This window comes from Nostoc sp. CCY 9925 (assembly GCF_963920935.1).
Lineage (GTDB): Bacteria > Cyanobacteriota > Cyanobacteriia > Cyanobacteriales > Nostocaceae > Nostoc.
Genome location: NZ_CAWUDO010000030.1, coordinates 1 through 22,234 on the forward strand (window position 1 = coordinate 1; position 22,234 = coordinate 22,234).

The window sequence follows — 22,234 nt, forward strand, 5'->3', positions numbered from 1 at the left end:
CCTTTTCCCCAAATCCAATGCCGAGTTAAAAATGCACAAAGCGAGCAGTATTGGGTAGGGGGGGTTTTGACAACCCCTTTCCGGTTATTGCATGAATGCTATCCCTTATAGGACGCTGTTTCAGCGGTCATACATTACATTCCAGGATTTTTCGCTATTCAAACAGATGTAGAGACGTTGCATTGCAACGTCTCTATCAACCATTTTGTGGATAAACGAGGGATCAAAGGGGGTGGGTCAAGAGGCTGCCTCAGCTTCTATCTCAGCAGCAGCGTTGATTTGCGGTGGCAAAACGCTGACAAGAACTCGCTCTGATTCAGCTAGAGGTGTCACACCCTCAGGAAAAGATATATCACTGATATGTAAGTTGTCTCCAATATTCAGGTTAGAGACATCAATGTCAATGAATTCTGGGATGTTCTCAGGCGCACAACTCACCTGCAATTCGGTAACAACGGTGTCTAACACGCCACCTTCTTGCTTAACACCAACAGGTTCTCCCACGAAACGCAGCCGTACTTCTACATTTGTGTCGCCGTGACCCGCAACAGCAAAAAAGCTGAGGTGGTAAGGTGTACCCTTTGCTGGATGAATTTGAAGTTCCCGTATTAGAGCTTTGCCTCGCCAAGGTATATCGGTAATGTTTAAATCAATCAAAGTATTATTGACTGAAGCTCTTTTGAGCAAGCGCTCAACAGTTTTGGCATTAATGGTCAAAGAGATAGATTCTGTACCCTTGTGACCGTATAAATTTGCCGGGATTGCTCCAGAACGGCGCAAGGCTTTGGGCTTGCTACCTTCTGGTCGCTTTTGACATTCGACTGTAATCGCCATAGAAATTGTCCTTTGTCAGTTGTCATTTGTCATTGGGCATGGGGCATCGGGCATTGGGCATTAGGAAGGGGGAAAGGGAAAGGGGTAAGGGGAAAAGGTTAAATTTATCCCTTTACCCTTTACCCTTTACCCTTTAACCTTTTCCCCTACCTCCCCATCTCCCTCATCTCCCCACTCCCCACTCCCTACGCACTGAGTAAGGAAGCGGGTGTGCCGTCGGCGTGCAATAAAGCGCGTTTGGGGCCGTGGATGGGGTCTTCTACGATTATGGTTTGATCGCGGCTGGCTCCTAGTGAAACGATCGCGATCGGGACTTCCATCAATTCTGCTAAGAATTTTAGATAATCCAGTGCCTGTTGTGGCAAGTCTTCCAAGGTGCGGCAGTGACTTGTTGACACTTGCCATCCTGGTAAGGTTTTATAGATGGGGCGACATCTGGCAAATTGACGGGAACTGGTGGGGAAGTGTTGGCTGCGATCGCCATCTATTTCATAGGCGACACAAACTTGGATTTCTGCTAATTCATCGAGGACATCCAGTTTGGTAAGTGCCATACAGTCCATGCCGTTAATTCGCACGGCATAACGACCGATGACGGCATCAAACCAGCCGCAGCGCCGCTTGCGTCCGGTGGTTGTGCCAAATTCGGCACCGCGATCGCACAGTAATTCTCCCAACTCTCCATGCAGTTCTGTGGGAAATGGCCCTTCTCCAACTCTTGTGGTATACGCTTTCGATACCCCAATCACTCGGTCTATCATTGTCGGCCCTAGCCCTGTACCAACGCAAGCCCCCCCGGCTACGGGGTTGGAGGAGGTAACATAGGGATAAGTTCCGTGATCTAAGTCTAGGAGTGTGCCTTGTGCGCCTTCAAACAGAATATTCCGCCGTCGCAGAACTGCATCGTATATTTTTAATGATGTATCAACGACGTAAGGCCGCAAGCGTTCTGCATACCCCAAATACTCCTCTATCACCTCTTGTGGATTTAGAGGCGGTAAGTTGTAAAGCTTTTCTAAAATGACGTTTTTATAATTGATCGTCCACTCTAACTGCTCGCGTAGCCCATTGGGGTCCATCAAATCTAAAACCCGAATGCCTGTACGTTCAGATTTGTCAGCATAAGTCGGACCAATGCCCCGACCTGTTGTGCCGATCTTATGGCTTCCCCGTCGTTCTTCTGATGCCTGGTCTATCAACCGATGATAAGGCATCGTTACGTGGGCTGTCTCAGATATCAGCAGGTGGTCAGTGGAAATATTTAATTCTTTTAGTTGGTCGAGTTCTGCTATCAAAATCTGTGGATCGATGACTGTGCCACAGCCGATAATGCAATCGGTATCTGGATACAAAATACCAGAAGGGATTAGGTGCAGCTTAAAGGTTTGACCTTTAACTACAATTGTGTGTCCAGCATTGACACCCCCTTGGTAACGTACCACAACATCTGCCGAACGGCTGAGCAAGTCTGTTATTTTACCTTTTCCTTCATCGCCCCATTGGGCACCTATGACAATTACGTTAGCCAAGCGTTTATATTATGAGGTAAAGTTTCCACAAACTATAATTATCAACATATTTTGAAAAAAATGTCAAGCTTTTGCAAAATAATCTAGCTGAACTGCCGATTGGATAGTCGCTTTTTTTGCGCGTATTCCACATAGTAAAGCCAGTTTTCACCAAAACGTTTTATCCTACCAGAAAATAATTTTGCAATAGCTCTATTATTTTAGATAGTTGCTCATAAATCTTCTTCAGTTTTTTAGCCCGCACCTACTTTAGAGGATGTTTGAAAAGTATTTTGCTGTGATTTATGCACTTTTTAGATTCCTCTTAGTCTCCTTTTTCAGGAGGATTTAGGGGAATCTAAAACATTTTGCTACCAACAATAGAACTTTTCAAATATCCTCTTATACTGGTGTAAATAAGTAAAGGCAAAAAAAATGTTTTGCACTTTTCCGGATTGTTATAAAATTAAGATGTAGCTCATACGTAGTTAAATTTCTATTATTTGCTATTTCATGCTAAAAAAAAGTATTTATAGATTACCCTATCCGTGTATCACTAAATTATTTGAGAAGTTTTCGGTACATTTAAAAAAAAATTATAACATGACAGTAACTTAACTCAAATACTTAATTCTTTCGTAACAATTCTGTGCCAGCTTTGTCTCACCAAAAGCAAACTAAGCAAAGATAATTTATAAAAAACTAATAGCTAAAAAGCTTATATAGTAATCCTTCCACTTTATCTTATACCTTTATATCAGCTATGCTATATCTACACCGACTTAAGCAGTTATGTTTGAGTTGAGAAGCTTAAATGATGCACCTTATCGAGTTGTAATAACATGGAAGATAAATCGGTTAAACTTTTTATTTCCTACTCACATAGAGATGAAGAACTTAGGCAGCAATTAGATAAGCACTTAGCTTCCCTGAAACGGCAAAAAGTGATAGAAGCTTGGCACGATCGCAAAATTGAAGCAGGAATGGAATGGGCAAAGCAAATCGATAATAATCTGAACAAAGCTGACATAATCTTGCTGTTAATTAGCCCTGATTTTATTTTCTCAAATTATTGCTCTGAAATTGAAATGGAACAGGCAATTAAGCGGCATGAGGCTGGAGAAGCGATAGTCGTCCCTATTATCATAGAACCTTGTGACTGGACATGGCTTGTTTTCAGCAAATACCAAGCTTTTCCTAAGAATGCAAAGCCGATAACTACTTGGACAAATGTAAACGAAGCCTTTTTGGATGTGATTCAGGGGATTCGTACAGTAGCAGAACGTTTATTTGAGCAGCACCAGCAAAAATTAAAGGCGAAGGAAACAGCAAAAGCTCGATATCTAAAAAAGGTTGAGGAAATTTTATCTTTTGATGGAGAAATATCTATCCCTGGACAAGATACTTTAGAAGAACTTCGAGAAGAATTGAGATTGACTCTTGAAGAAGCTAGCGAATTAAAAACCCGCGCTTTTGAGCCTTACAAAACATATAAGGAAAATCTGCAAAGATACAATAAAACTTTTCTGAAGATAATTCAACATGAGTATCCCCTTAGCGATAAAAACAAACAGGCTTTGAAGCTTCGCCAAAGAGATTTAGGAATAAAATCTGAGGATGCAGAGCAAATTGAAAAACAGATTCTTACTCAGGTAAAAGCTAAACATCTAGATAAAGTCGAACAAGAGGATTTCCAAAAACAGCGACAAGGAAAAGCCGAAATAGATAAACAGTTAGATCTAGAAAGAAAACGAGAAAAAGCCAATACTTCTCAGCAGTATTTAGAAGTTAAAGACGAAGATGTAGTCTCCATCCCAGTGAGGGCTATCCAAGAGTCGCAGCAACAGCCAGAGGTTATTTCAAAAAGTATTGAAACTGCTGCCAAATCTCAACCAGCAAGCGAAGTATCTACTCTCTTAGACTCAGCATTTTTACAGAATTGTCAACGAGAACTCGCCCGTTATATTGGGCCAATAGCACGTTTTATTCTTGAGGATACTCTGGCTGAATATCCTCGAATACTACCACAAGAACTGGTTGAGCTACTATCTGCCGAAATCCCCAATCCTCAAAATGCAAAACAGTTCAAGGAACATCTATTATAACTGATTTTGATTGCGATCTACTTTTTTGACAAGCCTCTTGAGCGCAATTTCTAAACTAGTTTTCATGCGCGTAAAAGCATCGGCTAAATGCCCTATTTCATCATTTGAGTGTTTCTTGAATTCAATATCCATTTCGCCTAAACTTACTGCCTCTGCAACTTGGGTGATTTGATTAAGAGGTTGAACAACATATTGTTTCAGCCAGAGGGTTGCTAAGAAGATAGTCACAGCAAAAATTGCGGTAAAAATTCCTATAATCAAGATAAAATTTTCATTGGTAATTTTATATACTTGTTCGGCAGGGATATAAATCATCTTAGTACCGATAATTTTGTTTAATTCCCAGCCAAACCCTTGATTGGCTCCATATTTACCTTGTTCGTATAAAATCTGTAATGATTTAGGAGATTTCTCTAGACTAGTATGACAGATCAAGCAACTACTTTGAGTAATTTTGATAGGACGAGAAGTATAAAATTTCTTTTTTCCATCAATCGTGAGAAAACCCTGAGCTATATTTTGCCCCCCTAATTTATCTTGTTCGCTTAATCTCTCTATAATCTTTATCTCTTCCTCTGTAGCTAGATCGTTGGAATTAGTCGGGTTAATCATCGCATCTTTATAACTATATTCTCCGTACTTATCTTTGTAACTATTAGTCAGAATATTAAATACTTCACTTACAGCATAGGAAGGAATAGACTCTAATAATAATTTCTGTTCTGATTGCTTTTCTAACAGAGGATTCACTTTATCCTGGTTATATTTCCGAATAGAGTCCATAGTTGAGATAAGTACATTAGCTTGTCTATTTAATTCATGCTCTGTATTACTACGAAGAATGTTATAATAAAAAATACTACTAACAATAATCCCTAACAAAAAAATTGCGAACATTAGAGTGGTCAGCTTTTTGCTTAGGTTAAAATTCCTCGGTATTAGTGCAAATATTTTCATTATTTTGAGCCTATCCTTAATTTAATTTGTACTGAATTTGTTTGATGTTTTTAATCAAACTCTAGCCGTGGTTCAATGATAGGTAAGATTCTGATAACAAATTCCCTTTCTTATACATTCTCCTCACGCATAAAAGTATTACGTAAAAAGAAGTAGTAAATTAGCAAACCTAAGTAAGATAATTTTTTTCAGCTTTAAGTTCTGAATGTGCAGGCATTCTGGCTCAATGTTTCTAAATTTTGCTCAGAGGAAATTAGTCTTTTTCCACTTACTGTAAGAGGACGTTTGAAAAGTTGTCTTGTTCAGTATCGAAAAGTTCTAGATCCCGCTAAATCCACTTACTTCCTCATGCTTGAAACCCTGAAGATTGAAGGGGTTTCCTTAAAACATGGGAGCTAAAAGCCCCTAAAATCACAGCAAAACACTTTTCAAACAACCTCAAACCACATTCAGTAAATCAACTGCCCGTTTATTTGTTATCTCTCTACACTTATCATACAGTTATTTTTAGCGATCGCAATATTGTTCACAATTTGTTTGTGATTCAAAACATTAGTTAAATTTTGACAATTTGTTTAACGCTCTAAGCTTGACACAAAAATTTTTTGAAAAGACACTCCACGAGTACAATTCTCTGCGAAGGAATGAAAATATATCTTTCCTAGTGGCCAGCCCCCAATATCCAATCCCTATTTTACAGGCAGGTCTATTGGCGTTAATTCTCTTTTATAAAATTCTGAGTCTGGTTTCCTTGACTCATACTTTGCACTGTCTCATTTACTGAGACAATTAACTACTGAGGAAAAATAATATCAAAAATTAATATCTATTAAAAACTAGCGGTTTTATTTCTAGTTATTGTGTATTGATGATTATAACCAAAAATCAATCAATATGTTTACAACTTGAACAGATTATATTCTCTACTTGTGTTGTGAAAAATTTTCAGATATTTTCAGCATTTATTTTAGTTTTTAATTAATTGTAATTAATGTATGGTAGATGGGCCAACAAGGGTGATCGCATGATAAAAAAATGGTCTGGAGTCCAAAAGCACAAAGCAATATTCATCTTGGCGTTGTCAATTGTATTTACTAATACTCTAATTTCCTATGACAACACTATTAAGTTGATTTATAACCGTCAATTTGTGATACACTCTCACAAATTTATTACTCAATTACAAATTATACAAAGTACACTACAATATACTGAAAATACACAACGTAATTATATAATTACATTTGATATAGAAGCTCTCAAAGCATATAATCGGGGATATGAAGAAAGCGATCGCCATCTCCAAAACCTGAGTAAATTAATTGGTAATAATCCCCAAAAGCAGCAGTGGTTTTCTCTATTGAAGCAAAAAATTAGTAACAGATTCAACACGCTACGGCAAGAAATATACTTAAAAGAAAATCAGGGATTGCCAGCAACTCAAGAGCTAATTTTGTCTAAACAAGACAAAAAAATTGGTAAAGAAATTCAACAGCTAATTGAGGATTCTTTAAAGACAGAACAAAATTTATTACAGCAAGAGTTACAAAAGTCACAAGCAATTTACCAAAAAGCTGTAATTAGATTTTTGATGACCGTTGTTTTACATTTGCTGTTAGTAGCTTTACTGTATAAATTATTGTGTAATTACGTTAAACAACTTCAGCAAGCAGATGAGAAAATTCGCGAACAAAATTTGCTGCTAGATGTAGCGAAAGATGCAATTATAGTGCAAAATATCGACAACAAAATTTTATTTTGGAATCAAGCCGCCCAGAGTCTCTACGGCTGGAAAGTTGAGGAAGCTGTGGGTAAAAATATTAAGCAACTTTTGTATCAAGGTTCGCCACAGATAGAAGATGCTTACTTAAGCGTGATGAATACTGGTGAGTGGCGGGGTGAATTGTATCAAATGACAAAAGAAGGTAAGGAAATTATCGTTGAAAGTCGGTGGGTATTGTTACCAGATGATAATGGACAACTCAAATCTATTTTGAGCGTGAATACGGAAATTACACAGCAGAAACAATTAGAAACTCAACTTTTGCGATCGCAACGTTTGGAGAGTATTGGTAGTCTAACTAGCGGTATTGTCCATGACCTGAATAATCTACTATCGCCGATTTTGATGTCAGTTCAGTTTTTACAGAAAAAATTTCCTGACCCCCAAAGCCAGAAAGTACTACAAACCCTAGAAAATAATGTTAAACGCAGTGCTAATTTGCTCAAGCAAATCTTGACCTTTGCACGCGGTATTGAAAGCAAACGCAGAATTTTTGAAATTCAGCCTCTAATGGCAGAAATTGAGGAAATTATCGTTCAAACATTCCCTGAATCTATTATCTGCCAGATAGATATTCCTAAAAATCTTTGGCACGTGCGGGGAGACGCAACTCAAGTACATCAAGTGCTGATGAATTTAGTAGTCAATGCCCGCGATGCCATGCCTGATGGCGGAATCTTGAGAATCATAGCGGAAAATGTCGTAATTGGCGAACATTCTGCCGAGATTAATATTGATGCGAAAGTCGGTTCTTATATTGCGATCGTGGTGACGGATACTGGTATGGGTATCTCTCCGGAAGTCCAAGAACGGATTTTTGAACCATTTTTCACCACCAAAGACGTAAGCAAAGGTACAGGTTTAGGACTTTCCACCACACTGGGCATCATTAAGAATCATGGTGGTTTTGTCAATCTTTATAGTCAGGTAGGCAGAGGTAGTCAATTCACAGTGTACTTGCCAGCTTTAACATCTAGGGAAACCCCTTCATTTTCCCTAGAACTCGAATCAGTGACAGGAGAGGGTTAATTAATTTTGGTGGTTAAAGTATCACAGACGACAAAAATCCTATCGACCAAAACTTTTTGCCCACGTTGGGTATTCGTTATGAATCCACCATACTTTTACCCTATTAGACTGTGCAGGTGCGCTACCTGACATTGAATACCTGCGGGAGAAAGTGTTTTGCAACTCCTCATCTTATTCTACTAAGCGTATACCACAAATAGTTGTCAATCCCTTATGAGGGAGAAAGTGTTTTGCAACTCTTTTGTTGTAATGCAGCAACAAATTTTAACATCAGCTGGAGAGGGTGAATTGGGGAGTGGGGGGGATGAGAAAGATGGAATTTGGAAGAAATGTTTAGAAAAAATGGTAAAAATTAACGTCAGTAGTTTGCTGTTGTCAGACCAAAATATTGCGGTATTTGCTGACAGTGATATCAGAGGATTTTGTTTGAAACCCTGACTAGAAAAGAGTTTTTACAGGAATAACTACAATATTTAGAATGAATTAAGGTAGAACTACAGAATTTTGCTGGGAGTAGAGATTTTTTTCTCGATGTTTTTGTTACAATTAGTGAAATTTTTTCCCTAAAAATACCACTATGTCGTTATACGCAGAATTACATAGACATCTAGGCGGTTCGGTCGTCCCCCGAGTTTTGTGGCGATATTTCGAGCGACATTCTTCGGAGTTGATTTCCCGCTTTGCTGACTATTCAGAATTTGAAGATTTTTACACTCGCCCACGCAATACTCTAGATGAGTATCTAGAATTGCACACCCTGGTAGAAAGTGTGCAAACTGTAGAAACTTTGCCTTACTTTATCTATCGCTTGCTGCGGGGTGCTTACATTTTTGAAAATTTGGCTTATCTGGAACTGCGCTACACTCCCTATTTACGGACACCTGAGCATCTGAGTCAATCAGACAGAATTGACAAGATGGCAGAAATTGTCCAAGTAGTAGGACAAGCTAGCCACTTGCCAGAATATCCAATTGTTACTAGCCAAATTCTCTGTATGCACACGCGTTTACCCTATGAGGTGAACAAAGCGATTATTGATTTGGCGGCGCAAAATAAGCAGTATGTCTGTGGAGTAGATGTAGCGGGGGGTGATAGCTATTATGCCGATCGCCTCCAAGAATGGATTAGTCTATATGATTATGCGCGATCGCAGGGCGTTAATACCACCGGACATTTATTTGAAACTACCGCTGGTTGTTACCCCCAAATGTTACCCTACCTAATGCGAATTGGTCACGGCATCCAAATTCCTTTACTGTATCCAGAATTACTTAACGATTTAGCTAGACGCGGGCAGTGTTTAGAGGTTTGCCCCACAACTTATTTGAAAACTGGTACTTTACAGGATATACGTCAACTCAAAATAGTTTTTGACCGTTGTTTTGATGCTGGGGTCGATATCGCTATTTGTACTGATAATGCTGGGTTGCATAATGTACGTTTGCCTTGGGAATATGAAAATCTTTTGACTTACGACATTATTAGTTTTGACCAACTCCAAGCTTGTCAGGATGCAGCTTTTCGCCATGCTTTTGCTTGGCCTTACAGGCAACGTCCGGCATCGTTATTGAATAGGTTGCTGAAAATTGAATCACCTAAAGTTTTGGTATTGAGCGAAAATAATTAGAAAACAAGTCAGAATTCAGCAATGCTTGAAGTGGCGATTAACACCTGTTAGTGATTGTTCACTTTTGACCGAAAACGCAAAGGATACAGAGCAACTAAATTTATTTATGGGGATCAAAAATGTTTGAATTTTGAATTTTGAATTTTGAATTTTGAATTCGGAGCGTTCGCCTAGCGTCTCGTAGAGAAGCGACGTGACGTTATAGATATGGCGTTCTGTATGTAAGGCAGATTTGGCTCTGGATGCCAAATCTGCTAATGGAATGGAATTGCCCCAGCGATTCGACCTTGCTTGTAAGTCTGGCGATGGCGCACATCAACAATTATTAAATTTGGTTGACCCCAATCCAAGAGAGGCTTTAAATCATGAGCATTAGCCGCTAATTTAATACTCATCAGCTTTTTTTGCTTAGAATCTCACAAGCGATTTATCAAAAATCTGACTTTTCACGGTATCTGGAAAACCCCTCTCCAAACCTCTCCCCTGCAAGGAGAGAGGCTTTGATTTCTCCCCCTTCCCTAGTAGGGAAGGGGGCTGGGGGGTTAGGTTTTGCGTTAGCTTTTCCACATGACGTGAAAAGTCAGATCAAAAATCGCTTTTTAATTGAGCTTTCTTCATACTTAATCAAAATTTCTGCCAAATTTACTCTCCTAATACCTCTGCCGCCAGAAGCTATAAACTATAACTTATGGCATCTACTATTCAAGCTCTACCAAAAGAAGTTGTATATCTAATTACAGCGGGAGAAGTCATCGACTCTTTAGCCTCTGTAGTGCGGGAATTGGTGGAAAATTCCCTAGACTCAGATGCAACACGAATTGTGGTTTCCCTATGGCCGCAGCAATGGCGAATTCGGGTTGCAGACAATGGTTGTGGAATGAACTTAGGCGATTTGCAACAAGCAGCCACAGCCCACAGCACCAGTAAGATTCGTTCTAGTGCCGATTTGTGGAAAATTAACAGTTTGGGTTTTCGTGGTGAGGCGTTACACAGTCTAACGAATCTGGCAGATTTGGAAATTTTGAGCCGTGCTGTAGGTGGAAAATTAGGATGGCGAGTTGTGTATGGGTATGGCGGCAAAGTTCTGGAAGTTGAAGTAACTGCGATCGCACCTGGTACAGTAGTCACAGTTTCCAATCTTTTCGGTAACTGTTCATCTCGTCGTCAGGGACTGCCCACAACAGCACAGCAAATGAAAGCCGTGCAAGCAACAATTCACCAAATTGCCCTATGTCATCCCCGCGTCACCTGGCAGATTTGGCAAAATGACCGTCAATGGTTCACCATCTCCCCCGCTACCACAACTGGACAACTACTACCGCAGATTTTACCCCAAGTCCGACAGGGCGATTTGCAAGAAGTCAAACTCGAAGTACCCAACCCTCCAAATTCCTCTACAGACGCGATGAATCGCGTCTCTACGGACTCTTGTACAGACGCGATTCATCGCGTCTCTCCCCACTCAGCACTAAACTTAGTAGTAGGATTACCCGATCGCTGTCATCGTCATCGTCCAGATTGGGTGCGTGTGGCGATTAACGGACGGATGGTAAAATCAGCAGAACTAGAGCAAACAATATTATCTGCATTTCACAAAACATTACCACGCGATCGCTATCCAATTTGTTTTCTGCATCTTGCCGTTTCCCCGGATCAAATTAACTGGAATCGTAACCCAGCAAAAACAGAAATTTATCTCAATGAAATCACTTATTGGCAAGAGCAAATTATCGCAGGAATTAACCAAGCACTGCAAATTTCTGCTGCTAATCTCAAAGAAACTGTCCACACAACACGAGTTAGTAAATTACTCAAAGCCGCAGAAGCTAAAGGCGGCTACAATTTCAATCCTCAAAATCCCAATGGGGATGACAAAATTCCTAACTCTTGTACAGACGCGATTAATGGCGTCTCTCCTAACTCCCTGAAAGCTGTGGCGCAAGTGAGTAATACTTATATTGTTGCCGAACATCCTGCTGGGATGTGGTTAGTGGAACAGCACATTGCCCATGAACGGGTTTTGTATGAGCGATTATGCAATAATTGGCAACTAATTCCCGTCGAACCGCCAATTATTCTTTATCAATTGTCGCCAGTGCAAGTGTCGCAATTGCAACGCATCGGTTTAGATATAGAACCCTTTGGCGAACAACTTTGGGCAGTTCGTAACTTACCTTCAATGTTGCAGCAGCGCGAAGATTGTGCAGAAGCAATTTTAGAATTGAGTTTGGGAGGTGACTTGCAAACAGCACAAGTAGCTGTCGCTTGTCGTAGCGCGATTCGTAACGGTACACCAATGAATCTACAAGAAATGCAGACACTTTTAGATGATTGGCAACGCACTCGCAACCCCCGCACCTGTCCCCACGGACGCCCAATTTATTTATCGCTAGAAGAGTCAGCTTTAGCCCGATTTTTCCGGCGTAATTGGGTAATTGGCAAAAGTCATGGAATTTGAATTATTTTGCAACTAGTTAATGTATAGGAATCCGGTTTGATTACTGAAATTATTGGCGTAGATAGGCAAGAGGCAAAAGGCAACAGGCAGAAGGATTCTAGAAGATTAAGTGTACCTAGCTTCTCAAAAATCAAATAGGAGTCCTATATATATTTAAAGTATTAATATGCTAAATATAAATTTAAATAAAGTAGTTCTATTAATGACTGGTAGAAACTTACTTAGATGAAACCTCACTGATTATTTATGCTTGCGAATACGATTCAAATATAATTCCAATTTATGACTCTGAAGGAAATGAGATGGAATTGCTTTGTGATTCTCGAGGGACGAGAATAGATGATAATCGTAGGGTACTTCTCAAAGATGAAAGTTCTTTATCCAATGTTTTAGTAACAAATTTAGGTACTCGGTTTAAATATTCCGAAAAATTAAGTGGAGAGAAAACTTTCAAAGGTCAAATTAATGGTGTTTGGATCTACCAAAATACTATAGGCTAAATTATCTTCAATCAAATTTTTAACACCTCTAGGTCTTGACAGGAATTATCATCATATAGCCATCCTAAATCATTCATGAAAAGTTAGATACCCAGCTTATTAAATAAGTCGGGTATCCGGACACCATAAATTTCATAAATCAAATAGAATTGCTATAACAACGAGTAGCTCAAAACTATATAGCCCATCAAAACCGTATTAAGTCGATATACCTAGAGAGTGATCTTTTTTCTAACTGTAGATAACAACAACTTCATTCTACAGATTGATGTATGCCTTATGGTTTTCAAAGTAAAAATAAAGTCAGTTCGACATCAAATGAAGAACTTGCCAAGAGTACTTGTTCATTAAGCATTTCTCAGTTAATGCACAAATACAATGGTATTTCCTTCAATTTGATTTTTCAGTAGCTTCAAGATTGGAGCATCGCTTACTAGTTTTATTGGTAAAGTTTACCAAATTAAGATCGTAAGCTTTGCCCCTAGAGTAAATGTCTTGCGTAGTTAACGCTGTTATCGAGGATTTCAAATGAAAGTTATTGCTTCTGTTTTATCTATCTTGCGCCCAGTACGTTTTTTAGTTGTGGCTTTTACTTGCGCTTTACTATTGTTATCTAGTGCTTTTCCTGCTTTTGCAATCAGTGGCTCTCCAAGTAGTCCTACCGAAGGTGAAACACAACTGCTTGATATTCAGCGCGAAACTGACAAAGCCGCTAAAGAACCACCAATTGGACTTAAAGAGACTCAAGAGAAGACTCAGGGAGGACTCAATGAAGTTCAAGGAACTGCTGACATTGACAAACAAAAGCGTCCTGAAAATTCACAGAATGCAACCACAGTAGAAGAAAAAGCAAAGAATTTGTTGGACAAAATTACAGGGAAGTAATAAAGTTAATACTTTGCTTTGGTAATTTTTACTTAATAATGGGTGATTCGTAAAAGCAATCACCCATTATTATTTCGTAATTACATAAGTTTGCGGCTGAGTTATGGGTTTGTAGATTTTTGAGCACAAATTTCTTCATAATAGTACCTATTAAGGCATAGGCATAATTACAAATATGGTAATTAATCTCAACTGACAATGCACCCTTTGGTTGATGTAGATGATGTTGAAAATTTGAGATGTTAATAAATAATAAGTTTGTCTAGGGATGAAAAACAATGCGTGCGATCAATATTGGTTTGACACAAGAACAGCGTCAAGGTGTGATTAATCTGTTGAATCAAGATTTGGCAGATGCCTATTTACTGTTAGTAAAAACCAAAAAGTACCATTGGGATGTTGTTGGCCCTCAATTTCGCTCTTTACACCAGCTTTGGGAAGAACACTACGAAAAGCTGACTCTAAATATTGATGCGTTAGCAGAGCGGATTCGTGCTTTGGGTGGTTATCCAGTTGGTTCAATGGAGGGGTTTCTCAAAATTGCTACCCTCAAGGAACATGCTGGTAATGTCCCCACTGCAACAGGAATGGTAACTAATTTAGTAGAAGATCACGAGCAAGTGATTCGCAATCTCAGAGATCATGTCGATCAGTCTGGTGAACAGTTCCACGACCAAGGAACTGCTGACTTTCTGACTGGATTGATGGAAGAACATGAGGAAATAGCTTGGATGTTGCGCTCATTTATTGAAGGGCAAGCACTTGAGGGAGACGGTACACAGCCAGCAAAAGAAACTAAAACTCCTGTAGGTGTGTAACCAATGACGAATTTTAGATTTTAGATTTTGGATTTTTCAGGCAAAACTTAAAATCTAGAAAAGTCTTTTTGCGTAGTTTTTGATGGAATTGTCCGCCAATTTCTTTGTAGAACCAATCCAAAATCTACAATTCTTTACTCAGCGCCATGTATCAAAGTATGGCGCTGAGTAAAATTAAAAATCCAAAATTCTTTAACTATATCTACAGCAAAAACAACATAATCCAAGATAATCCCAGGAGTATTTAAATGCCAGAAGTGTATAAGGCAGAACGTACTATTTCTGTTGTATTCAAAGAACAAAAGCAAATTGATGATGTTATTAGACGTTTATTAGACAGAGGTGTGCCCAGAGATCACATTTCTGTCCTGGGTAGAAATTTTCAGTCGGAAACTCGAATTTCTGGCTTTATTAGTAAAAAGGATGTGATCCTCGGCGGTTTGAGAACAGGGGCAGTTTTTGGTTCCTTATTTGGTTCCTTTCTCAGCTTGCTCACAGGTGTGGGTGTACTATTTATTCCTTTTCTTGGCTCAATTGTGGCAGCAGGGCCAATTGGTGCAGTGTTGTTAGGGGCTGCTAGCGGAGCGATCGCAGGTAGCGCAGGTGCTGGTCTAGTATCGGTTCTGACTACTTTGGGAATGCCAGAAGACAAGGCCGCTATTTACCAAACCCGCTTACAGGCTGGTGAGTTTTTATTGATGGCGGAAGTTCCAAGCGATCGCACCGGCGAATTTCAATTGCTCCTCGAAAGTGCTGGTGGCGAAGAAATTGAGGTAATTGAAAAAACCCTGGCTCGTCCTTGTCCAGGGCTATGCAACAGCCCAGAGGACTTGTCACCTGAAGTTCGCGCTCATCTTTCTAATGAAGCTCAACGTACATTCATTGAGCGCTATAACGCTGTCATCAATGAAAAAAATGACGAGTTTAACGCTGAGCAAGCTGCCTGGGAAGCTGTTCACCAGCAATATGATGAAGATGAAAATGGTGTATGGTCAAAAGCTAAGGTAAGAGCTTAATAGCAATTCACAAAAATTCCATACATATACACTTTTTTGGGGGCACAGCATTGCTGTGCCCCTATGCACGTAATGACCTCTGACAATACGGTTTGGTTAAGGCAAGAGACGCGATAAATCGCCGTCTCTACAATAATTGCTGTAAACACGGCGCCACAATTGAAATAAATCTTCATAAAACTTCTATTCCGATATATCGCGATATATTCCGATATATCGTATAGTAGAGAAAGTTGATTAGAAATTTAGTTATGTTTAGACACTTTCGGTCACGCATTGGGGTACCTGCATGGGCAGGAGTTAGCGAAGATGATTTTTTGTTTGTCAAGTCTCGGTTTGAGCATCGCCAGGAGCATGGTAAACATCATGGCAAACACTCTCGTGATCAAGTCTTTGGTCGTGGTTGGCCAGATGAATATCGGACTCGTCGGGGTGACATCAAGTTCATCTTGCTGGAATTGTTATCCGAACATCCTAGTCATGGTTACGACCTGATTAAAGAGATGGAAAATCGTTATGGTGGTTTCCGTCGTCTCAGTCCTGGCTCAGTCTATCCAACACTCCAATTGTTGGAAGAAGGTGGTTATTTAACCAGCTCGCAAGAAGGCGGTAAGCGGATTTACACCATCACAGATGAAGGTAGACAACTTTTGGCAGAACGTACCCAACAAGAAACTTCAGATTCTCCTTGGGATACCTTCAAAAGTTTCATTACAGGTAAGCCCCAAGAGTTGATTGAGTTGCGGAATGCTGCAACAGAATTAGCTGGTGTGGTAGTGCAGGTTGCCCGCAGTGGCAATGTGGAGCGAATAAATCGAGTGCGTGAGCTTTTAGAGCAAGTTAAACGGGAAATTTACGCGATTTTGGCTGAAAAATAAATAGAGACACCTAATTAGGCGTCTCTAATCTCAAAATTATCAGTTTTGTTTCTACTCAAAAATTAGCAGCGATCGCGGTTAAATCTGTTTCAATAAACGAGTTGAGCAATGTCCACAATTGCAAATCAGTAAAATCTGGAATCGCCATAAATGCGCCGACTTCCCGTAACAGTTGGGGATTGTGGGTAGACGCTATACCGATGGTGCGGATATTTGCGCCTACCGCAGCTCTAATTCCAGAAGGAGAATCTTCTAGAGCGATCGCTTCCTCTGCTTGAATTTCCAACTTGTTTAAGGCAACTTGGTAGGGTGCGGGGTCGGGTTTACCTGCGATACAATCGTCCGCTAAAACAATTGTATGGAAAGCTTCTTTTATCCCCAAAACTTCTAGCATATATTCTGCATTTAATCTAGGGGCATTAGTTACTAATGCACGTTTTAATTGATGTGTATCTGTCCATGCTAGTAGTTCCGAAAATCCACTAAGCGGTTGTAGATTGGAGGCAAGTCTGCGGAAAAGTGCCTCTTTTTCGTCTGCAAATTTTTCTCTTTCTGCTAGTGATAATTGTGGCAGGATATCTTGAACAATTTCTGGATTTAATCGTCCACTAATTTTTGATTTATAAAATGTTTCATCAATTTCTATGCTGAAATTTAGCAGCATTTCTTTCCAAGCTCGGTAGTGTATGGGATCGCTGTTGACAATAGTGCCGTCTAAGTCAAAGAGAATTGCAGCCAGCATAATTTTTGGAGACTATGTAAATAATTGTTAACTTTATTTACATAGTTTACATTGTTTTTGTCCTTTAGTGATTGTTCCGTCAATATAGGGGACTGAGAACTAGGGATTAGGGGCTGGGGAAGAAATTCGCTTACGAAGGTTAGTATCTTAACAAATCTTAAGAGTCATAAATTAATCTGCTAAATCCTAAAATCTATCCTCTATAACTGGATAAGGCATTAAGCTCATCCCACCCGTAAAAGGGTATGGAATTTAACGTTAACTGCCAACAGTATTGATAACCTTCTGTGTAAGAAAATGGTAGCCACTAGAAACTTTTTGCGCGTTGACGATTTATTAGTGCAGATTTACAACTCTGAAGTCGAAATGGCCTTCTCAGTTGCAGAAATCACCCAACAATATTTACAGCAGGTTCTCAACGAACAGGATACAGCGGCTGTATTGTTAGCCACAGGTAACTCCCAGTTGAAATTTCTTGATGCTTTAATTAAATTGGGTGGTGTAGATTGGTCACGGATTACTCTGTTGCATCTAGATGAATATTTGGGAATTAGTGCCGATCATTCTGCAAGTTTCCGCCGTTATATGCGAGAACGTGTAGAGAAACGAATTACTCCTAAGCAATTTCACTATATAGAAGGTGATGCACTGCAACCAGTGGCAGAATGCGATCGCTACACCAAATTATTGCAAGCACAATCAATTGACTTGTGCTGCCTTGGTGTTGGCGAAAATGGACATTTAGCCTTTAACGATCCGGCGGTTGCAAATTTTCAAGATCCTTACAGCGTAAAACTAGTAAAACTAGATAAAGTCAACCGCCAGCAACAAGTAAACACAGGTCAGTTTCCAAATCTTGAAACTGTTCCACAATACGCTTTTACTGTTACTATTCCCGCAATTTGTTCAGCCAAAAAAATTATTTGCCTTGCTCCAGAAACACGTAAAGCAAATGTGGTAAAACAAATGTTGCAAGGAGCTATAACCACAGAATGTCCGGCTTCTATTCTCCGTCAACAACCCCAAGCAACGTTATTTTTGGATGTAAATTCTGCTAGTTTGCTTTAAGTTGTCAGCTCATCTAATACCAATTTGATTAATGATTGCAACACATCCTTGGATGAAGAGGCGATTCATCGCGTCTCTACAGATCTGACTTTTCACGGTATCTGGAAAACCCCTCTCCAAACCTCTCCCCTGCAAGGAGAGAGGCTTTGATTTCTCCCCCTTCCCTACTAGGGAAGGGGGCTGGGGGGGTTAGGTTTTGCGTTAGCTTTTCCACATGACGTGAAAAGTCAGCTGATTAGCTTATTTATAGCGAGAACCTGCTACTTCATTAGGATCGCTATAAGCTCTGGGTTTTTCCCGATTACGAGCCAGGCCTGCTAAACCAGCTAGACCAAGCAAACCTAGCCAACCCCAATTGGAACCGCGATCGCTATTTTCTTGGTAAGTTGTGACACCTGTATTCCGGTTAGTACCTGTGGTGTCAGTGCCATCTGTAGTAGTGCCAGTACCATCACTACCTGTAATCCCAGTACCAGTCCCATCTGTAGTAGTGCCAGTACCAGTACCAGTTGTACCAGTACCAGTTGGGTCGATACCAGTTGTACCAGTACCACCAGTACCAGTTGTGCCAGTGCCAGTACCACCAGTGCCTGTTGTGCCAGTGCCTGTTGGGTCGATACCACTTGTACCAGTACCGCCAGTACCAGTTGTGCCAGTGCCAGTGCCTGTTGTACCAGCGCCTGTTGGGTCGATACCAGTTGTACCAGTACCACCAGTACCAGTTGTGCCAGTGCCAGTGCCAGTGCCAGTTATGCCAGTGCCAGTACCAGTTGTTCCAGTGCCAGTTGTACCAGTTGTGCCAGTACTTGTTGTGCCGGTGCCAGTTGTCCCAGTACCTGTACTACCAGTACCAGAAGTAGTTCCTGAGCTAGTGCCACTACCAGAACTTCCGCTTTGGGCAGAAACAGAAACAGGTAAGGATGCAGAAGCAAAACTGATGGCAAAGAGACTAGCTAAAACAGTTTTAGATAAATCAAAAGGTCTCATGATTATGGTTCCTTGTATGTTCTAGATTGCTGTGGTTTGTTGATTTAGAAAACCGATATTTCCTACTTAACTGCTACTTATGAAGTAGATTTAGACAATGCGATTGATCGGCTTTTCACCTACATAGAAAATGTTAAAAAACATTTAATTGGTATAAATGAAACTCAAAAAAAGCTGTAAAACTTTTTAACGTCATTTTACAGAAAATTTGTAGCTCTATTTTTAAGCATGTTATTTTCTGCGAAAAACCATGCTTTGCTTTTGGCATGATATTATTTCTTGAAAAAATGACGGTAATGCCAAAAAATCATTGTCTTGAGACCCCCGTACCTTTAAATTTACACAACACTTGCTATCGGTTTAATTCATTCTTATTTAGAATATATGCAGTTTTTTTAAAAAACTTCTATCATCAGAATAAAAACAGCTATATCGAAGGAGCTAATTTATTACTAAGTTTACTTGTATTAATGATGAGAACGGAAAAGATTACCGCTTAAAATTAGATAAACATGCCTCAAGATAGACACAATCTTCACATTGGATATTTTGTCCTGGATTCATACATCCACAAGGTGGATTCATGTAACACTCAGAAACATCTTTGGGTGTTGAAGACTTGTCAAATATGAAGTGTAAAGCTGCTTCTCGCAGACAAAAAATTAAATCTTCTACCATATATTTTTTTTAATTTTGTAGTTAATATGACAAATTGGTAGTTACTTTTTATCAAAAGTAGAAAGTTGAAACAACCGAATACTCTTGAAAGTTTATTAATACTACTTTTATATCTTCTTCGATTTAAAAACTTATAACTTCATACTCCAGGGGTGTCTGACTTGAGACTCAAGGAATATTCTTATTTTTGGTTAGGTTGTAACCAAGGATATATGACAATCTACAGAGATTACCAACTTCTTATAGAAATGGGGAATCTTGGTGTTTAATTCTGTTGAATTTAAGCTATTGCAAAACTTCTTTGACTAGATGACCATCTTCCATATGGATTATGCGATCGGCAATATCTAAAATTCTGTTGTCGTGAGTAACCATTAAAATAGCACAATTCTGTTCCTTAGCTAGTTTCTGCATCAGGGTGACAACATCTCGGCCAGTCTTGCTGTCTAAAGCAGCAGTAGGTTCATCGGCTAAAACCAATTTAGGATGACTTACTAAAGCACGCGCAATGGCTACCCGTTGTTTTTGTCCTCCTGAGAGATCGGATGGGTAATAATTAATTCTATTTTCTAATTTAACGGCGTTGAGAATAGCTTCTGATTTGTTGCGAGCTTCCTGTTCAGAAATATTTTTGTGTAATTCAAGCGACATCTGAACATTTTGTCTAGCTGTTAAAAAATCTAATAAGTTGTGAGCTTGGAAAATATAGCCAATATGACGACGTACTTTAACTAATTGCTCATTACTAGCTCCAAAAAGCTCATGACCTAGAAATTTAAGACTTCCCTCTTGAATAGAGCGTAATCCACCAATTAAAGTTAGTAAAGTTGTTTTTCCTGAGCCTGATGGGCCAGTCATAATCACAATTTCACCAAATTTGATATGAAAATTAATATCAAATAATGTTTGGGTACGAATTCTTTTTTCACCAAAATAGTGATTGAGATTTGTGATATCAACAATATATTTTGTTTTCATTTTTTATAAATATACATAATTTAGAAAATATCTGCTGGATCTACTTTTCTGAGTTTATTTGTAGACAAAAAGGCAGAAGTTAAGCACATGAATGTTGCTGATACTAATACTAATATCGCTTTATCAGTACTCATGATAACTGGTAATTTAGTAGCATTTTTGGAAATATCATAGAGACCTATAGATATAATAAAACCTGGGACATAACCTAGAGATGCTAAAATTAGAGCTTGTCTAAAAACCACACTTAATAAGTAGTTGTTTTTGAACCCCATTGCTTTTAAGGTTGCATATTCAGTTAAATGAGTTGAAATATTACTATAAAGAATTTGATAGACAACGATTACACCAACAACAAACCCCATTAACACCATCAAATTAAACACGAATCCAATGGGTGTTCTGAGAGACCAATAGCTTTTTTCAAGAGCAATAAATTCTTTGCTAGTAATAAGTCTTACATCTGGGGGTAAGTTAACTGATAACTCTGCCAAAACTTTTTCGGGATTGGCATTAGGTTTAAGCTTAATTAAGCCTATATCTATCTTTTGTACCGAACGATCTTGAAATATTCTCAAAAAAGTTGAAGAACTAACAATTAAATTTCCATCAACTCCAAAGGAGGGGCCTAGATTAAATAAACCACCAATTTTAACTTTGTAACCAATTAATCCAGAATAGCTATATATTTCAACTTTTACAGTTTTTCCTTGCTCAAAATCTTTAGCGATCGCCCCGAATTCTGGTCGAGAATCGCGGTCAAATAAAACAATATTAGGAATTTTAACTACGTTGAGTTTTTCTTGAATATGGGGAAATTTGAAAATTGATTTAACTGGATCAAAACCAAGCACATAGAGTGGATATTTTAAACCAGTATCTGGATTTTTAAATTTGGCAAATTGCACATATAAAGGGCTGACTGATTCTACACTTTCAAAACCCAGCAATTGATATAAATACGCGCGAGAAAAGCTTTGATTGGATGTCAGAGATTTATATTGGGAACTGATTAAAAATAAATCTCCTTCTAAATTGTTATGTAATTGTGTAGCGCTGTCATAGAGAGCATCTTGGAAACCAATTTGCATAAACATCAGAACTGCAACAAAAGCAATTCCAGCCAAAGCTACAAAAAAGCGAATCTTTTGTCGTGCTAGTTGTAGCCAAGCCAGAGGTATATTGAGAATCATGTAGTCAACCTCAACAAAGATAGGAATGATTCATTAGTCATTTCTTTATATACTCTCTCATCTCCTCCAATCCCATTCGCATTTATCACCAGATAATTAGCAACTTACGTTAATAATTTAAAAGTAAACAGTCAGAATCCAGCTTGAGATGTGAAAATAAACCTACTATAAACAAACTCTTGATTTTCTT

Annotated in this window: 19 protein-coding genes; 10 read left to right on the forward strand and 9 right to left on the reverse strand. The window is 39.1% G+C overall.

The window, feature by feature from the left end; all coding sequences use genetic code 11:
• Positions 1-237: 237 nt before the first annotated feature.
• Together ACM0OY_RS16955 and ACM0OY_RS16960 are read right to left on the reverse strand one after the other, a co-directional pair.
• Positions 238-834, reverse strand: coding sequence for a 50S ribosomal protein L25/general stress protein Ctc (locus ACM0OY_RS16955; RefSeq protein ID WP_414570012.1), 597 nt, complete (start codon positions 832-834; stop codon positions 238-240).
• Between the two features lie 185 nt (positions 835-1,019).
• Positions 1,020-2,363 (reverse strand): adenylosuccinate synthase, encoded by a 1,344-nt coding sequence (locus tag ACM0OY_RS16960; RefSeq protein ID WP_414570013.1) that lies wholly within the window; start codon positions 2,361-2,363, stop codon positions 1,020-1,022.
• Between the two features lie 821 nt (positions 2,364-3,184).
• On the opposite strand from ACM0OY_RS16960, the gene ACM0OY_RS16965 reads away from it, so the two are divergent.
• Entirely contained in the window at positions 3,185-4,447 is a 1,263-nt protein-coding gene (locus tag ACM0OY_RS16965; protein WP_414570014.1) for a toll/interleukin-1 receptor domain-containing protein, read from the forward strand.
• On the opposite strand, the gene ACM0OY_RS16970 is transcribed toward ACM0OY_RS16965, so the two are convergent.
• Complete coding sequence (locus tag ACM0OY_RS16970) at positions 4,442-5,404, reverse strand: c-type heme family protein (protein WP_414570015.1); 963 nt, start codon at positions 5,402-5,404, stop codon at positions 4,442-4,444. The two genes, ACM0OY_RS16965 and ACM0OY_RS16970, sit on opposite strands and share 6 nt — an antisense overlap.
• Before the next feature lie 1,024 nt (positions 5,405-6,428).
• Here ACM0OY_RS16970 and ACM0OY_RS16975 point away from each other — a divergent pair.
• The 3 genes from ACM0OY_RS16975 (at position 6,429) to ACM0OY_RS16985 (ending at position 9,843) form a co-directional block, all read left to right on the forward strand.
• A complete protein-coding gene (locus tag ACM0OY_RS16975) occupies positions 6,429-8,216 on the forward strand; it encodes an ATP-binding protein (protein ID WP_414570016.1) in 1,788 nt (595 codons plus the stop codon).
• A 249-nt stretch (positions 8,217-8,465) separates the two neighbouring features.
• Positions 8,466-8,654, forward strand: coding sequence for a hypothetical protein (locus tag ACM0OY_RS16980; protein WP_414570017.1), 189 nt, complete (start codon positions 8,466-8,468; stop codon positions 8,652-8,654).
• Positions 8,655-8,793: 139 nt separating this feature from the next.
• Entirely contained in the window at positions 8,794-9,843 is a 1,050-nt protein-coding gene (locus tag ACM0OY_RS16985) for an adenosine deaminase (protein ID WP_414570018.1), read from the forward strand.
• A 254-nt stretch (positions 9,844-10,097) separates the two neighbouring features.
• Here ACM0OY_RS16985 and ACM0OY_RS16990 read toward each other — a convergent pair whose 3' ends face one another.
• Positions 10,098-10,238, reverse strand: a complete 141-nt coding sequence (locus ACM0OY_RS16990) for a rhodanese-like domain-containing protein (RefSeq protein WP_414570019.1) — start codon at positions 10,236-10,238, stop codon at positions 10,098-10,100.
• Between the two features lie 293 nt (positions 10,239-10,531).
• Here ACM0OY_RS16990 and mutL point away from each other — a divergent pair, with 293 nt between their 5' ends.
• From mutL to ACM0OY_RS17015, 5 genes are all read left to right on the forward strand, one after another.
• Positions 10,532-12,301, forward strand: a complete 1,770-nt coding sequence (gene mutL, locus ACM0OY_RS16995) for a DNA mismatch repair endonuclease MutL (protein ID WP_414570020.1) — start codon at positions 10,532-10,534, stop codon at positions 12,299-12,301.
• A gap of 1,028 nt (positions 12,302-13,329) precedes the next feature.
• Entirely contained in the window at positions 13,330-13,686 is a 357-nt protein-coding gene (locus ACM0OY_RS17000; RefSeq protein WP_414570021.1) for a hypothetical protein, read from the forward strand.
• A gap of 278 nt (positions 13,687-13,964) precedes the next feature.
• Positions 13,965-14,504: a Dps family protein gene (locus ACM0OY_RS17005; RefSeq protein WP_414570022.1), complete on the forward strand. Its 540-nt coding sequence runs from the start codon at positions 13,965-13,967 to the stop codon at positions 14,502-14,504.
• A gap of 248 nt (positions 14,505-14,752) precedes the next feature.
• Entirely contained in the window at positions 14,753-15,520 is a 768-nt protein-coding gene (locus tag ACM0OY_RS17010; RefSeq protein WP_414570023.1) for a ChaB family protein, read from the forward strand.
• 251 nt (positions 15,521-15,771) lie between these two features.
• Complete coding sequence (locus tag ACM0OY_RS17015; protein WP_414570024.1) at positions 15,772-16,398, forward strand: PadR family transcriptional regulator; 627 nt, start codon at positions 15,772-15,774, stop codon at positions 16,396-16,398.
• Positions 16,399-16,453: 55 nt separating this feature from the next.
• Here the strand turns inward: ACM0OY_RS17015 and ACM0OY_RS17020 are convergent, their stop codons facing one another.
• The gene (locus tag ACM0OY_RS17020; RefSeq protein ID WP_414570025.1) at positions 16,454-17,140 is read right to left on the reverse strand and encodes an HAD family hydrolase; all 687 of its coding nucleotides are present in this window, start codon (positions 17,138-17,140) and stop codon (positions 16,454-16,456) included.
• A gap of 297 nt (positions 17,141-17,437) precedes the next feature.
• On the opposite strand from ACM0OY_RS17020, the gene ACM0OY_RS17025 reads away from it, so the two are divergent.
• Positions 17,438-18,208 carry a glucosamine-6-phosphate deaminase gene (locus tag ACM0OY_RS17025; RefSeq protein ID WP_414570026.1) on the forward strand — a complete coding sequence of 257 codons (771 nt, stop codon included), beginning with the start codon at positions 17,438-17,440 and terminating at the stop codon, positions 18,206-18,208.
• Between the two features lie 240 nt (positions 18,209-18,448).
• Here ACM0OY_RS17025 and ACM0OY_RS17030 read toward each other — a convergent pair whose 3' ends face one another.
• The 4 genes from ACM0OY_RS17030 to devC form a co-directional block, all read right to left on the reverse strand.
• The gene (locus ACM0OY_RS17030) at positions 18,449-19,195 is read right to left on the reverse strand and encodes a WGxxGxxG-CTERM domain-containing protein (protein WP_414570027.1); all 747 of its coding nucleotides are present in this window, start codon (positions 19,193-19,195) and stop codon (positions 18,449-18,451) included.
• Positions 19,196-19,684: 489 nt separating this feature from the next.
• Complete coding sequence (locus ACM0OY_RS17035) at positions 19,685-19,873, reverse strand: hypothetical protein (protein WP_414570028.1); 189 nt, start codon at positions 19,871-19,873, stop codon at positions 19,685-19,687.
• 285 nt (positions 19,874-20,158) lie between these two features.
• On the reverse strand, positions 20,159-20,851 hold the full coding sequence (locus tag ACM0OY_RS17040; RefSeq protein ID WP_414570029.1) for a DevA family ABC transporter ATP-binding protein: 693 nt from the start codon (positions 20,849-20,851) through the stop codon (positions 20,159-20,161).
• Between the two features lie 20 nt (positions 20,852-20,871).
• Positions 20,872-22,044, reverse strand: a complete 1,173-nt coding sequence (gene devC, locus ACM0OY_RS17045; protein WP_414570030.1) for an ABC transporter permease DevC — start codon at positions 22,042-22,044, stop codon at positions 20,872-20,874.
• Positions 22,045-22,234: the final 190 nt, after the last annotated feature.